Here is a 14,416-nt window from a genome sequence, read left to right as displayed (position 1 = left end):
ATTGGTCGTCCCCAGGAAAGAGAGCATTAATTCTCATCAAATTATACCATGTATGAGGGGGCATCGGTAACCAACCTGCATTTGATCTGTTTTTTATCATCTTTGACATTCGAGCTTTGCTCTGACTGCGGCAGTTATCCACTCACAGGCTTTCTCACAGGAAATGTGATGCTTTTCGCCAGTTTTACGGTCTTTGATTTCAATGGTATTTTGTGCCAGCCCCTTATCACCAAGGATAATATGGAAAGGAATGCCGAGCAAATCTGCATCGTTAAACTTCACTCCACCTCGTTCCTCACGGTCGTCAAGTAACACCTCTATCCCATTTTGGGAAAGGTCCTGATAAAGCTGTTCGGAAGCTTGACGGACATTTTCTGATGCCGTGACCGAAAGAATGTGGATCTGAAATGGGGCAATCGGCATGGGCCAACAGATGCCTTTGTCGTCATGGTTTTGTTCAATGGCTGCCGCCGCTGCTCTGCTGACACCAATGCCATAGCACCCCATCACAGCAGGAAGGGTCTGACCTTGAGCATCAAGGTAGGTTGCCCCCATTTTTTCACTATATTTTGTCCCCAGCATAAAGATATGGCCCACTTCGATTCCTCTGGCTGTTTGGAGAGAGCTGCCTCCACGTGGGGAAGGATCACCGGCCTGGGCCTGGCGAAAATCTCCTATGCTCTCAATGGCAAAATCCCGATCAATATTGACATGAATGAGGTGGACGTCTGGTTCGTTTCCACCCACAATAAAATTCCTCAAAGCGGCCACGGCCTGATCAGCCAGAATTCGAATTTTCTGAAGACCGATCGGGCCGACAAAGCCGACAGGGGCCGTTGTGAAGCGGAGGACCATCTCTGGGGTCGCCAAAGATAATTCATGGATACCGAGATGTCGTTGGATTTTAATTTCGTTCGCTTGATGGTCCCCTCGGATCAGGACCGCGGTTATCTCATCCGTACCCGTCTGATACAGAAGGGTTTTCACCAGGCGGGAAGGAGGCACGTTGAGCAAGGCGCACACCTCTTCAACAGATTTGGCATTGGGTGTGGAGACCTTTTCCAGCGGAAGTGGGGTCTCGGGCTCCCCGATGGTGGGTGGGGCAATCTCGGCCCTTTCGACATTGGCTGCATATTGCGTGTCCGGATCAAAAACGATGAGTTCTTCTCCCGTGTTGGCTAGGACCATGAATTCGTGCGAAGAGATGCCACCGATCAGGCCGGTATCGGCCTCCACTGGGCGAAATTCGAGGCCCATGCGGGCAAAAATACGGCAATAGGCGTCGTACATGTCTTGGTATGTACGTTTGGCTCCTTCCACATCCTGATCAAAGCTATATGCATCTTTCATGATGAATTCCCGCCCTCGCATGATGCCAAACCGGGGGCGAATTTCATCCCGAAATTTCGTTTGGATTTGATATAGCGTGACAGGCAATTGACGATAAGAACTGACCTCTCGACGGAATAAATCGGTGACGACTTCCTCGTGAGTGGGGCCCAGGCAAAAGTCCCGCTCATGGCGATCATGTAATCGAAATAGTTCCTTTCCGTAAAAATCCCAGCGATCAGTTTCTTTCCAAAGCTCGGCTGAGGAGAGAATCGGGAGTAACAGTTCTTGCGCTCCAATCCAGTTCATCTCTTCGCGAACAATGGTCTCAATTTTTCGAATGACCCTCAATCCTAATGGAAGGTAGGAATAAATACCGGCGGCGACCTTTCGGATCATACCGGCGCGAAGCATGAGCCGGTGGCTGACCACTTCGGCTTCCCCGGGATCCTGTCGCATTGTTGGAATTAATGATTGTGATACACGCATGAAGACACCTGGTTATAGGGTTGAGGACAGGCTGAGTCGCAGAGAGAACTCACATGGATAGCAAAAGGCAATGAGACGTTCAACTAGGTGGAATTATTGGAGTAGGCGACTAATGTCATTCCAGGTCGCATAGGCCATCAGGAAGACCAATAAGACCAATCCGATTTGTTGGGCCATTTCTCTCGACCGGTCTCCTAACGGGCGACCTAAAATGCCTTCGCAGGCAAAAAAGAAGAGATGTCCACCATCAAGAATGGGAATAGGTAATAAATTCAAAATGCCCAAATTAATACTTAAGATCGCAATAAGCCACACGACGCTGGCAAGGCCTTGTTGGGCTTGTTCGCCTGATACACTGGCAATCATCAGCGGGCCACCCAGATGCTTTGAAGAAATTTCTCCCGTTAAGAGTTTGTATAAACCAATAACGGTGAGTTCACACCATTTCCATGTGGCCTTGAGTCCATCCCAGGGGGCAAGAAATAGAGAGGGGCTTTTGAGCACCGTACCCGCACCGGCTAGTTTAATCCCAATGCGGCCGACAGAGTTGGTTTCCCCATCGGAAGAGGTAACGGTTTGGCTTTCAGGCGTGATGCGAAGAGAGACGGTCTGTCCTCCGCGATCAACCTGAACTTCTAAAGGGGTTCCGGGGTGTTGGCGAACGATCTCGGTCATCTGAGACCAGGTGACAATCGGCGTGTCATTAATTTGAATAATTCGGTCATCTTGCTGAAGACCTGCGGCCATGGCAGGGGTATCCGGCATGACTCCCCCGACAAGTGGAGCATGATCCTCAATGCCCAAAATGTATTGAGGTTCGTCCGGGCGATCTGGCACCATTTGAACCGTTGGAGTGATGATCAGCGTTTTAACGGTATCCCCACGAATGACATCCAGGGTGACGGGTCGCCCATGGGCCTTACCGACCTGTTGGTATAGTTCGCCCAGAGTTGAGATGTCTTCTTCATTGGCCCGGATTATCCGATCACCGATGTGTAATCCGGCAGTTTCGGCTGGGGAGTCTGGGGTGATGGCTTCGATGACCGGTGTGATATTGTCGATACTGGGCACAAACAGGGGTGACCCCAATGCCAGCATTCCTGTAAAAATCAGGTAACTGAGAATAAAGTTAAATCCTGGGCCAGCCGCCACAATCAACGTTTTGTGTGGAAGCGACTGGTGAATGAAGGATTCACGTTGTTCAGCAGATGAAACAGCCTCTGACGCTTCCTCGCCATATAATTTGACATATCCTCCAAGAGGAATCGCTGCCAATAGATATTCTGTATCACCAATCTTGCGACCAATGAGTTTTGGTCCAAAACCGATGGAAAATTTGAGTACCCTGACTCCCACCCATCGAGCGGCCAGATAATGGCCGTATTCGTGAAAGGTTACAAGGATTCCCAGTACGACCAGGAACCACCATAACTTTTGCCCAAATAGAAAGATGGAATCTGGAGAAAATGCCAGCAGGTTATTCATGGGTGTTTATCGCGGGTTCATATTGGTGAAGAGGAGCAGGCTTTCATCATTTCTGTGGCTGTGCGTCGGGCCCATTGGTCTACCTCCAAGGCATCTTCAATGGATGTGACGGGAGTTGCGGTATAGGCATTCATCGTTTCCTGAATCACTCTGGGAATATCCAAAAAGGCAATTTGTTTCTTGAGGAATGCCCCGACAGCAATTTCATTTGCGGCATTTAATGTGGGTGGAAGCCCGTCCGCTCCTGCCAGTGCATCGTAGGCTAACTGGAGACAGGGGAATTTTTTCGAATCAGTCGGGAAAAAGGTAAATTTCCCAATTTTTCCCAAATCCAAGAGTGGAGGATTCAAAGGAATGCGTTCCGGGTATTTGAGAGCATAGGAAATCGGTGTTCGCATGTCGGGATGTCCTAATTGTGCGATGACTGACCCGTCACAATATTCTACCAAAGAATGGATAATACTTTCTCGGTGAATGACGACATCAATTTGATTGTGAGGGATATCAAAGAGCCATCGGGCTTCAATCACCTCCAGGCCTTTATTCATCAAGGTGGCGGAGTCGGTGGTGATTTTAGCGCCCATTTTCCAATTTGGATGTTGCATCGCTTGTTCGGGGGTTACGTGTTCCAGGTCATTGATTGGCCAATCCCAAAACGGTCCGCCGGAAGCGGTTAACACGATCCGGCGAATATCTATCTTTCGGTGGCCCTCCATGGATTGGAAAATGGCGCTATGTTCACTGTCGATAGGAAAAATGGTGACGCCATGCTTGTGCGCTTCCAATTGCATCAACCGGCCTGCCATGACCATGGGCTCCTTGTTGGCAAGCGCAACCTGCCGGCCTGCTTGAATGGCTGTCAAGGTGGGCTTGAGTCCTGCTCCACCGACGATCGCAGAAATCACTAAATCACTTTTTGATGCACTGGCGACGGCGCAGAGCCCCTGTTCCCCGTCCAAAATTTCCGTGGCGGCGTGTCCCATTCGTGCTCGCAATCGATTGGCAGCATCCGGGCAGGAGAGCGCAACCACTTCTGGGTTGAAAATGCGGATCTGTTCCTCAAGGGCTTGATCATTTGAACCGGCGGCCAAGCCGACTACTTGAAATTCTTCTGGGAATCGGGAGATGACATCTAATGTACTCTTCCCAATCGATCCAGTAGATCCTAAGATGACGATGTGTTTCACCAGATTCTCTCCCTATGGTTGTGCACGGTCTGGTTATTGGGTTGAGCCCGCGAAGAGGGCATAGTAGTAAAAGGCCGGGCCGGTAAAGAGCAGACTGTCCACACGATCCAACACTCCCCCATGGCCTGGAATGATTGTGCCTGAATCCTTGATACTCACGCTACGTTTGATCGCGGATTCTGCAAGGTCACCAAGCGCTCCGATTATGGCCATACCCATGCCGAGAATAGCGCATTCCCCCAACGAGAAAAAGGGGAGAAACCAAAAGTGGCTGATGAGGCCTCCCACCACGGAAAAAAGTATCCCTCCGATCAAACCTTCAATCGTTTTTTTAGGACTCAGGGCTGGCGCCAGGGCATGTCGTCCAAGAGACAAGCCTACGACAAATCCACCGGTATCAGCTAACCATGTGATCGCTAAGACGAAAAAGATTAAGGCGATTCCATGGGGCAATTGCCGGAGGAGTATGAAATGCCCGAGCAGAACCACGACATACAGTATTCCAAAGGGATAGGCCGCCCATAGGGGGAGCCGTTGCCTCATGGCAGTCGGGGATATAAAAAACCCCGTTAAAACAACCATAACAATTCCTAAGAGCCAGAGATTCAAGGCTTGGGAGAAGCCGGTATACATGGCAATAAGGAGTATGACGGCACCCAGACAGGAGATCATCTTGGTGCGAAGAGTGCCGGTTGGCCCGAAATAGAGCGTAAGAAATTCCCATAATGCGAGGAGAGAAGCTGTGCCAATCAGGAGAGAAAGCAGCCAGGGTGGGGAATAGCGTATTCCCGCATAGAGCAAAGGGATAAATACGATGGCTGAGTACAGTCGGCGGGGATCCATTATTTATTGGAGTAAAAGGGGCAGTGCGTCAGATAAACAAGAAGAAGGGTGCCGGGTATGCAGGAAAGCCACAGACGGTTTTATGGCGAAACAGTTTGGGTGATTCGGCCAAAGCGACGCTCCCGTTTTTGATAATCAAGCAAGGCGAGCAGAGTCTCAACGCGACGAAAATCAGGCCACAGGGTTTTGGTAAAATAGAGTTCGGTGTAGGCAATTTGCCAGGGAAGGAAATTGCTGATTCGCGCCTCTCCGGATGTACGGATGAGCAAATCTGGATCCGGCAGGCCCCAGGTGCTGAGATATTGTTCAAACACGGACTCATCAATTTGGTCTGGTGTGAGTGATCCCATCTGAATCTCGATTGCGACTTTCCGCACGGCATCCACAATCTCGGTTCTCCCCCCATAGCTGAGGGCGACTGCAAGCGTCCGCTGAGTCAAATGGCGGGTTTCTTCTGCCACCTCCAAGGCCAGAGAACGGACGGAAAGGGGCAATTGTTCCAGTCGACCAATTGGTAGAAATCGTACCTGGCGCTCCTGAAACCGTTGGCGTTCTTGATGCAGGTACTGCTCGAGTAATCCCATAAGTAGTCGAATTTCGGAATGAGGGCGTTTCCAATTTTCCTGAGAAAATGCATAGATGGTGATATAAGGAATCGTGAGTTCATGCCCAATTTCCAGAACATCTTGAAGTGCCCGGAGACCTTCTTTGTGGCCGGCAATTCGCGGCAACCCGCGTTGAGCGGCCCATCGGCCATTGCCATCCATGATGATGGCGATATGTCGGGGAAGGGAGGTGAGGTCAAGTTGATTCAACAATTCGCCTTCAGCAACCTGTCTTGCTTCCACCGCGTGAAATTCATCCATGGAGTTGTACTGAACCCGATCGTATGGGAAAGAGTTGCGTTGGAATTCTACTGAAAGATTTTAGGAGCTCGGCAAAATTTCACCACAAAATCAGTCTAATAATGAAAGCGATTCTTGTCAAATTACCAACGGGACGATCTTCATTGAAATTGCGCCCACATGGGAGATGGGCTATACTCCGTTTTTGTTTCTTAGATAGCTTGCTAAATAGATAACGTGCTTCGCTGTAATTGATGTCCTATGGTACCCAGCCTTTCAGATTTTGCCCTCCAAGAAAAGGATGTCCTCCAGGCCTTAAGTAAGGCCACTGCTCGGGGAGTGGATTACGTGGACATGTATGTCGAGTCCTGCGTGACTGATTCCGTATCTATGGAGGAAAGCCTCGTTAAACGTGCAGTCAAAAGTATTTCCCAGGGGGCGGGTGTTCGAGCGGTGGCGGGAGAACGAACCGGGTTTGCCTATTCAGATGATCTATCTGTTCGAGACCTGGAAATTGCAGCTGATACGGCACGGTATATTGCCGATTCTCCCCATGGAAACAACCCCATAGCCGTTACGCATCGTTCTCAGCCCTCCCAGAATCTCTACCCGTTGTCTCAGCCGCTTACCGATATTTCAACAGAAACCCGAGTTGACCTCCTGAATAAAATTGACGTGGAAGCCAGACGATATGACCCGCGAATTACCAAGGTCATGGCCTCGTTTAATACGGAACAGAAAATATTTTTAGTCATCAACTCCCAAGGGCAACTAGTGGGGGATGTGCAGCCTCTTTCTCGTCTCCAGATTACCTGTATTGCCGAAGATGGGGCCAATCGCCAGGTTGGATCTTTTGGAGGAGGGGGACGAGTCGGATTTGCCTTCTATCTGGAGCAGAACCGCGCGATGGAGTTTGCCCGGGAAGCCGCACGTCAGGCGATTGTGAATCTCGGAGCCGTCGAAGCTCCCGCCGGCACCATGCCCGTGGTTTTAGGTGGGGGATGGCCGGGCATCCTGCTTCACGAGGCTATCGGGCACGGGTTGGAAGCGGACTTTAATCGTCGCAAAACGTCAGCCTTTAGTGATTTAGTGGGAAAATCCGTTGCTTCCGAATTATGTACAATTGTGGATGACGGGACACTCCCATTTCGGCGTGGTTCGATGAATATTGATGATGAAGGGACACCGACGTCACGAACCATGCTCATTGAAAAAGGTGTATTGCGCGGCTATATCACGGATCGGCTCAATGCCCGTTTGATGGGGATCCCGTTAACGGGAAATGGAAGACGGGAAGATTTCCGGAGTATTATCCTTCCACGTATGACGAATACCTTTATGTTAGCAGGAGAATCCGATCCGCAGGATATCATTCGGTCGGTGAAAAACGGATTATATGCTGTGTCATTTGGGGGTGGGCAGGTTGATATCACCAGTGGAAAATTCGTCTTTTCAGCGAGCGAAGCCTATCTAATCAAGGATGGGAAGGTGACCAAACCGGTCAAGGGTGCGACGTTGATTGGGAACGGTCCTGATGTGCTTAAGAAAGTTTCTATGGTTGGACATGATATGAAATTAGATGAAGGAATTGGGACCTGTGGAAAAGATGGTCAATCGGTTCCGGTCGGCGTGGGACTTCCTACCATTAAAATCGATGAAATGATCGTCGGTGGCACGGCGATGGGCTGATGGATAATCCTCCCGTTTTGTTTCTTCCCATTTACTAATGTCAAAACTCCCCACCACATATGGTGACCGTTTCCCCGAGTTGGCTGCCATGGTTCTCAAACGAGCCAAGGCTTTAGGGGCAACGGAGGCGGATCTTCTTGTGGCGGAAGGCGATTCAGTCTCAGTGCAGGTGCGGATGTCAGAGGTGGATCGGCTTTCCAAAGCCCGTGAGAAGGTCTTGGGCATTCGGGTGTTTTTTGGCAAGCGTTCAGCCAGTTCTTCTACGTCGGATTTTTCCAAAGCCTCGTTAGATCGTTTAGTCAGTGACACATGTAGTTTGGCCAGGGCTGTGGTTGAAGATGAAACTTCAGGCCTGCCGGCGCCGGATCAAATGGTGGTTGATATCCCCGACATGGATATGAAAGATGATCGGCAATTGGCAGTTGATGAGGAAATAGACCTGGCCAAGCGAACCGAACAATCCGCGTTTTCGGCAGATCCCCGTATCACCAATTCTGAAGGGGCTGAGTGTTCGGCCGGCTATGGATCGATCTTGTTGGCGAATTCCCATGGGTTTGTTGGATCATATGCCAGTTCTTCCTACTCACTCTCTGTGTCGCCCATCGCGTTGGACAGCCAAAATGGCGGTATGCAGCGGGACTATTGGTACTCCGCGAAGCGTAAATTCCATGAATTGGATAGCCCGGAATCGATCGGCCAGGAGGCCGCTCGCCGAACCGTGAGGCGGCTAGGGAGTCGGACCATTACGACACAAGAAGTTCCCGTGATTTTCGATCCGGAAACGGCCAAAGGCCTCCTAGGGCATATTTCCTCAGCGGTATCAGGGTATTCCTTATATAAGGGGGCCTCGTTTCTTTTGGGACAACTCGGAAAGTCAATTGCTTCAGATTTGGTGACAGTGATTGATGATGGTCGGTTAGCCGGAGGGCTGGGATCTCGACCCTTTGATGGGGAAGGGTTGGCCACGAGAAAAACCCTGGTGATCGATAGAGGGGTGCTGTCGAGTTACCTCTTAGACACGTATTCAGGAAGAAAATTAGGGATGGCATCCACGGGCAATGCATCAAGATCCGTGGGCGAAAATCCGACAGTGGGTGCCACGAATTTATTTCTCTCGCCAGGCTCCTATTCACCAGATGAAATTCTCAAATCTATGAAGCGAGGGTTGTACGTCACGGATCTGATTGGATTTGGTGTGAACCTTGTCACGGGAGACTATTCAAGAGGAGCGGCAGGGTTTTGGGTTGAAAATGGAGAGCTGACCCATCCGGTGGAGGAAGTCACCATTGCCGGGAATTTACAACAGATACTGAAGGATATTGAGATGGTCGGGAATGATCTCGAATTTCGTGGCCGAGTGGCCAGTCCTACCGTTAAAATTCGCAAGATGATGGTTGCCGGTCATTAGAGGTATTGCCGACAAGATCTTATTCTAGAGTTTATCGATTACCTATCTATTTCATAAAGTCAGAAAGCGGCCCGAGGGCCATAAGGAGTCAGGATGCCACTGGAAAAAGAGGATGGGGCAAAAGTTCTCCAGTTGATCACTTCCCGGTATAATGCACGGGAATGGAGAAAGAAAATTGAAAAGACTTTGAGTTTGCCCCCATCCGGGTTGAAAGACGAAGATCAACGCAAAGCCTTTCTTTACCTTAAGGTCGGGCTGCAAGCCTACAAATCCCGCCGGGCGGATCCACCTTCTTGGATTGTGGGCGGCTTTGCCACCAAGGAAGTAATTGACCGGGCATTGTTTAAACCCACGGTCATTGATCCGAGTTTTACCAAAGACCAGGTGACAGGATTGTTTGGAGAAGATCCCGGTTCGGAAGTCAATGAGGCCTGGTGGGAAGACATGCTCGTCAATTGGTTTGAAGAGCCGGAAGAAGAGGGAGATGATGATGCGGAGGCGGAATCCTCTGAGGAGTCAGAACCATCTGCTGAAGCCGGGGATCATTCCGACTCTAAAGAAAATCCATCTCACGCTAAAAAACCCACCATTTAAGTTATTCTCAGCCAGGCTCCTCTCAGGTCTCTTGTGCCTACTTTCAAAAATCATGGCATGCAGAGACCTCGTTCTATTCCGGCTCATCCCCCCTTTTCCTTTTCATCGTTGAAGGTTCCAGGGACACAATCCGGCTTCGTCTATCCTGTCCTGCATCGATTAAACTTCTTGGTCTGTCGGCTCATGTATGGTGTGGGGGTGATAGAGCCATCTCAGGTTCCCATAGACGGACCAGCGTTGATTGTGTGTGACCATACCTCCATGGGGGACCCATTGGTCTTAATGGCCACCGCAGGACGGCCTATCCGGTTTCTAATGGCGAAAGAGATCTATGCGCAGTCCCATCTCCGTTGGGTGTTTCAGTCGTTTCGCTGTATTCCGGTACAACGAGGGAAGCGGGATATCCGTGCAATTCGTATGATGTTAGGTGGTCTGGCAGCACAGGAGGTGATCGGCCTTTTCCCCGAAGGCGGGTTGGATCGATATCGTTTAGATGCGGGGTATTTAGGCATTGGCTATCTGGCCATAAAATCAGGTGCGCCCGTCATTCCGTCGTCCATCGTGTGGGATGGTCCCCATTCGGTGACGTCGATGGTTAAAACCCTAGTGATTCCGAGTAAAGCGAGAATTCGATATGGAAAACCCCTGCAATTCCCCCAAGAGGTTCGTCCGAGTAAGGAATCCCTTCAATTGTGTACGAGGGAAATTATGAAACAAATTGAAGCGTTGCGGCAAAGTATTCTCTCGGGTGACTCCTGATCCTAGTTTGCTCTGCCGTTCTTGGTAGGGGTGGGCATATCCATCACATTTCCGTCATATCCGCAGTTGTAAGTCGGTATCTGTCTTGAAAACCTGTCTACAATGTTGAAGGTTTGCCGGGTTTCGGCCCGGCAGCCGAGCCACTTTTGTTTCGGCAAAAGTAGCCAAAACCATCTTGGCCGTGCTGTGGCCCTTCGGGTTTCCTGCGCGGTTCGCCGACCCCGGCGGCGCGCAAACTCGCAAGGCTCACACAATGCGCGCCTTTTCTCCGGGGTCGGCTGCACTGCTCGGCCACATCACAAGGCCAGGGGAGTCTGCTGATACGAGGATTCCTTTAATTATAGTGGGGCAACTCACGGATCCTGCCCTGAGTTTTCGAAGGGCTCAGACAAGGTCCGCTGGTTGATGAGAGGGTCCACCCCTAGGGCCGGGCGGCAGGCGTTTGACAGAGGCAAGCTGGGTGTATCGGGGGTTAGGCTTCTGCGTGTGTAGAACACGTTTCATACGCTAAGTAAGCGACATACCTCGCTTGTACTCATGAAAGAGGCTCGCACAAGTTAAATTGCCTTGTACATTGGTCTTGTCGTGCAAAACGCCAGTCTTGGCGACAAGTTCGAGGCGGATATGATCAATGTCGCTGTACGAAAGGCCCAACGCTGTAGCAAATACGGATTCTGTTCGCGCTCTCGGTTCCGAGCCGGTATTTAAGAAAAGCAACTCAAGATTCAAGCGATGGAATGCGAACCCGAGAAAGATTAGACGCTGCGCGCCGAGCACTGCAGCTCTGATCGATTCAATGTCGCTGGTCGATGGATCAGTGCCTTCTGCAAAGGTTCGAAGCTGCTTTGAAACGCTGAGCAGCTGTTCGGCGTTGGGTATTGCTCCAAACTTGACCGCACCAGATTGGTGCATCCACGGTAGTTCGCCGACTTTGCCGTAGGGATGATGTACTTCGAGCAAAGCGAGTAGATCTGCCGCTTCCTCTGCAGAAATACCGAAGTAGTTCTGGAGGGCGAAGTACAGGTAGTGCTCAAAGCAGCGGTCGTAGTTGAAGCTCACGACTGCGACTTGTTGAAGCCTAAGTCGTAGGTCGTCCCTCTGGCAGTTTTCGGTCAGGAGCTGAAAAAACTCAGTAAACCAGGTGTTTTTGATAGCCACGAAATTGATTTTGTTGTGGATGTTGGAGGAATCTACCAGCAGATTGCTTTTTGCTTCTGCCTGCAAGATGGATCTTACAATTGCTAGCTTGCCGCAAAACGCAATGTCTTTATTTGTGCGGTGTACGTTGATGAAGTTATCAATCGATTTCGCCTGTGGCATTGCATCGCGGATCATCCCTGACGCGTGGAGCAATAGATTGATGTCTCCGTGCTCCTCATTGGGCGCAGCAGTGGCAAGCCGAAAGGCCTCTCCTATTAAATGGTCGCCACTCCTCTGGGAGCCGGCATGAAAGCGAATGTCTAGCAATTCAGCGATCCGCTGCTTCAGTTCACCGCCAACAGGTAGATTAACCTCTTTGCTAGCTCCTGCTCCAAGTACGAGAACGAGTGATTTCATATGCATCGCGCCTTCGCGGGGGTGAATACGTTGGCATTCGGAATGCCCAACGCCCGGCTCACGCGCCGGTTTGGAGCCGCGAAGCGGCGGAAAATCGGTCGCAGTGCAGCCGATTGTTAATTGTTGATGCACAAGGTCAATGGCACGTGGTCACTTATTGAAATCCATTGGTCGTGCTGACCAACCTGCAAAGTACATTCTTCCGTAAAATCAGACGAGGTAAAAACGTAATCGATGTGATACGCCTTCTGGCGGTTCCGCTGTAAGTAAAATGTGGGGCTGGTCTCGTTTCCCTGCTCTTCCTCGAATACTCGGTGATACTGGCTATTAAAACCCAATTCTTTAAGCTCCGCGACTACGTCAGAATGATTCCACCAACGGTCAGTCCTATCCCAGCGTACATTACTATTAAAATCACCAAGAATAATTGTCTTTGGCCCGCTAAGATCTTCACGGTGGATCTGAAGGTACTTCCAGAATTGCCCCATGTAACCAAATGCTTCTTCATTGCGCCCCTTGGTCCAGACGGCCAATACAGTGAAGTTCCCATCGATGTTGAAAGGAAGAAAAAGTCTTAGCTCTTCCGTATTCCAATTCAGTGTTTTACTACTGCTGAGTAGCCCGGGCACAGAAAAGCTGCCACTCCAAGCTAACTTTTCAACTTTATGACCGTTGCGAGGAAAAATGCCGATGCCACGACTTTTTGACTCGCCAACCCACAGGTAAGAGCCAGCCCACTCACTATAGTCAGGAGTTGATAGCGCTGGGTCTTCGCATTCCTGAATCACCAACACATCAGCTTGCAAGCTATCGGCCTCTGCAAGTTTTCGCCTCAGTGCTCCGTTACAATTCCAAGTTACTACTTTCATAGATAGAGACAGTTAACAATGTTTAGACGGATCCGCATAAGAGCCGGTTCTGTGTATTCCTGTCCGTCTAACACGCCAACCAATTTTCAGAAAAGTTCCATGTTTGCCGTCGTTTTCATGAGGTGCACCTCATGGTCTATTTATCGCGGCATGTTATCCGAATCCGCATAACATCCCCTCGTATAATTAGCTCAATTTCAAACCACTGGCCTGCGGTACCACCCAATAATCCCCATGAACATATCAAGTCAGGAAATGATTTAATAATCGTCGGAATATGTCAAGGAAAGATTCGTGTCTCTTTGAGAATTATTCGATGCTGAGACAAAACGCATACATCCATCTGTTCCCTTTTTAAGTACGAACACTATCGTTGAGCTGGGCACAGATTCTTCGCGGAGCCTGCCCTGAGCGAAGTCGAAGGGGCTCAGAATGATCGAGTAGCTGAGAACTCCGACGCCTGCCGTCTGGGCAAAGGGAGGGACGCTCTTTTCCCCTGCGGACCTTGTTTGAGCCAGGCGAGTTGGTCCGCTCTCCGCAAGTTGGCGTCCGTCCCCTCTCATGAGGCCAGACGGGGCGTCAATGGTTTTGGTCACTTTTGCCGAAACAAAAGTGGCTCGTGGCGCGGGGGCGAAACCCCGCATCTGCTAGTAAATTGATTAAATGGTGTCTAGAACAGGCTCATTTGGGTGGGTGGATCGGCTGGAGTTTCCTTTTTGGAGGAGGCTTTGGAAGCAGGAAGGGTTGGTGGTGACGCGGTTTGCGGAAGCGTGGGAGTTTTGCTCATATCGTCCAGAACCGTCTTGAGTTTTTGAAAATCTTCCTTGAGAGGAATTCGCAGATTGCCCTGGTGGAGTGCGGCTGCCGGATGAAGCAGTGGGAACACGATGAAGTTGGGCATTCGGATGACCTGCCCGCGAACTTTGGTGATACCGACTTTTCTTTCCAATAATGTTTGTGTGGCAAAGTTTCCTAAAGTGCACACCAACTTAGGTTTGATGAGTTCGATTTGTTGAAGCAGAAACGGTTTGCATGTCTCGATTTCCTCTGGAAGAGGATCTCGATTGTTGGGTGGCCGGCACTTAATGACGTTAGCAATAAAAATATCCGTACGACTGAGCCCGATAGATTGTAGTAACTCGTTGAGTAATTTTCCTGCCGCTCCGACAAAAGGCTCTCCCTGCCGGTCTTCATAGAAACCCGGGGCTTCTCCGACAAACATGATGTCAGCTTGAGGATGCCCTGTCCCAAACACCACCTGCGTGCGTCCTGAAGACAAGCCACATCGTCGGCAGTCGTGAAGGGATGATTTGAGTTCATGAAGATCCATTGAGAGGGGATCTTAGGTTTGACGGTTTAGGA

The 14,416-nt window shown here is 50.2% G+C and carries 12 protein-coding genes; 4 read left to right on the top strand and 8 right to left on the bottom strand.

All coding sequences use genetic code 11. From position 1 onward, the window contains the following. Nucleotides 1–96: 96 nt before the first annotated feature. From H6750_15155 to H6750_15135, 5 genes are all read right to left on the bottom strand, one after another. Nucleotides 97–1,818: a proline--tRNA ligase gene (locus H6750_15155; protein MCB9775646.1), complete on the bottom strand. Its 1,722-nt coding sequence runs from the start codon at nucleotides 1,816–1,818 to the stop codon at nucleotides 97–99. 93 nt (nucleotides 1,819–1,911) lie between these two features. Then, nucleotides 1,912–3,303, bottom strand: a complete 1,392-nt coding sequence (gene rseP, locus H6750_15150; GenBank protein MCB9775645.1) for an RIP metalloprotease RseP — start codon at nucleotides 3,301–3,303, stop codon at nucleotides 1,912–1,914. A 17-nt stretch (nucleotides 3,304–3,320) separates the two neighbouring features. Continuing rightward, nucleotides 3,321–4,490, bottom strand: coding sequence for a 1-deoxy-D-xylulose-5-phosphate reductoisomerase (locus H6750_15145; GenBank protein ID MCB9775644.1), 1,170 nt, complete (start codon nucleotides 4,488–4,490; stop codon nucleotides 3,321–3,323). Between the two features lie 33 nt (nucleotides 4,491–4,523). Then, entirely contained in the window at nucleotides 4,524–5,333 is an 810-nt protein-coding gene (locus tag H6750_15140) for a phosphatidate cytidylyltransferase (GenBank protein MCB9775643.1), read from the bottom strand. Nucleotides 5,334–5,413: 80 nt separating this feature from the next. Continuing rightward, nucleotides 5,414–6,199 carry an isoprenyl transferase gene (locus tag H6750_15135; protein ID MCB9775642.1) on the bottom strand — a complete coding sequence of 262 codons (786 nt, stop codon included), beginning with the start codon at nucleotides 6,197–6,199 and terminating at the stop codon, nucleotides 5,414–5,416. Nucleotides 6,200–6,439: 240 nt separating this feature from the next. Here H6750_15135 and tldD point away from each other — a divergent pair, with 240 nt between their 5' ends. From tldD to H6750_15115, 4 genes are all read left to right on the top strand, one after another. After that, nucleotides 6,440–7,867 carry a metalloprotease TldD gene (gene tldD, locus H6750_15130; protein ID MCB9775641.1) on the top strand — a complete coding sequence of 476 codons (1,428 nt, stop codon included), beginning with the start codon at nucleotides 6,440–6,442 and terminating at the stop codon, nucleotides 7,865–7,867. A 37-nt stretch (nucleotides 7,868–7,904) separates the two neighbouring features. Further along, nucleotides 7,905–9,275 (top strand): TldD/PmbA family protein, encoded by a 1,371-nt coding sequence (locus H6750_15125; GenBank protein MCB9775640.1) that lies wholly within the window; start codon nucleotides 7,905–7,907, stop codon nucleotides 9,273–9,275. Nucleotides 9,276–9,368: 93 nt separating this feature from the next. Then, nucleotides 9,369–9,869, top strand: a complete 501-nt coding sequence (locus tag H6750_15120) for a hypothetical protein (protein MCB9775639.1) — start codon at nucleotides 9,369–9,371, stop codon at nucleotides 9,867–9,869. 57 nt (nucleotides 9,870–9,926) lie between these two features. Continuing rightward, nucleotides 9,927–10,628 carry a 1-acyl-sn-glycerol-3-phosphate acyltransferase gene (locus H6750_15115; protein MCB9775638.1) on the top strand — a complete coding sequence of 234 codons (702 nt, stop codon included), beginning with the start codon at nucleotides 9,927–9,929 and terminating at the stop codon, nucleotides 10,626–10,628. Nucleotides 10,629–11,135: 507 nt separating this feature from the next. Here the strand turns inward: H6750_15115 and H6750_15110 are convergent. From H6750_15110 to H6750_15100, 3 genes are all read right to left on the bottom strand, one after another. Continuing rightward, nucleotides 11,136–12,317 carry a hypothetical protein gene (locus H6750_15110; GenBank protein MCB9775637.1) on the bottom strand — a complete coding sequence of 394 codons (1,182 nt, stop codon included), beginning with the start codon at nucleotides 12,315–12,317 and terminating at the stop codon, nucleotides 11,136–11,138. After that, nucleotides 12,302–13,054: an endonuclease/exonuclease/phosphatase family protein gene (locus tag H6750_15105; protein ID MCB9775636.1), complete on the bottom strand. Its 753-nt coding sequence runs from the start codon at nucleotides 13,052–13,054 to the stop codon at nucleotides 12,302–12,304. The genes H6750_15110 and H6750_15105 overlap by 16 nt, the downstream gene beginning before the upstream one ends. Before the next feature lie 670 nt (nucleotides 13,055–13,724). Next, complete coding sequence (locus H6750_15100) at nucleotides 13,725–14,384, bottom strand: uracil-DNA glycosylase (protein MCB9775635.1); 660 nt, start codon at nucleotides 14,382–14,384, stop codon at nucleotides 13,725–13,727. Nucleotides 14,385–14,416: the final 32 nt, after the last annotated feature.

It is taken from the genome of Nitrospiraceae bacterium (assembly GCA_020632595.1).
Taxonomy (GTDB): Bacteria; Nitrospirota; Nitrospiria; order Nitrospirales; family UBA8639; genus Nitrospira_E.
Note: the sequence above shows the minus strand (reverse complement) of the source record. Positions and strands in the feature narration are given on the sequence as shown.

Coding starts and splice junctions, on each gene's coding strand:
- H6750_15105 (MCB9775636.1), bottom strand. CDS start 13,054: ATGAAAGTAGTAACTTGGAATTGTAACGGAGCACTGAGGCGAAAACTT.
- H6750_15135 (MCB9775642.1), bottom strand. CDS start 6,199: ATGGATGAATTTCACGCGGTGGAAGCAAGACAGGTTGCTGAAGGCGAA.
- H6750_15100 (MCB9775635.1), bottom strand. CDS start 14,384: ATGGATCTTCATGAACTCAAATCATCCCTTCACGACTGCCGACGATGT.
- tldD (MCB9775641.1), top strand. CDS start 6,440: ATGGTACCCAGCCTTTCAGATTTTGCCCTCCAAGAAAAGGATGTCCTC.
- rseP (MCB9775645.1), bottom strand. CDS start 3,303: ATGAATAACCTGCTGGCATTTTCTCCAGATTCCATCTTTCTATTTGGG.
- H6750_15115 (MCB9775638.1), top strand. CDS start 9,927: ATGCAGAGACCTCGTTCTATTCCGGCTCATCCCCCCTTTTCCTTTTCA.
- H6750_15120 (MCB9775639.1), top strand. CDS start 9,369: ATGCCACTGGAAAAAGAGGATGGGGCAAAAGTTCTCCAGTTGATCACT.
- H6750_15155 (MCB9775646.1), bottom strand. CDS start 1,818: ATGCGTGTATCACAATCATTAATTCCAACAATGCGACAGGATCCCGGG.
- H6750_15125 (MCB9775640.1), top strand. CDS start 7,905: ATGTCAAAACTCCCCACCACATATGGTGACCGTTTCCCCGAGTTGGCT.
- H6750_15140 (MCB9775643.1), bottom strand. CDS start 5,333: ATGGATCCCCGCCGACTGTACTCAGCCATCGTATTTATCCCTTTGCTC.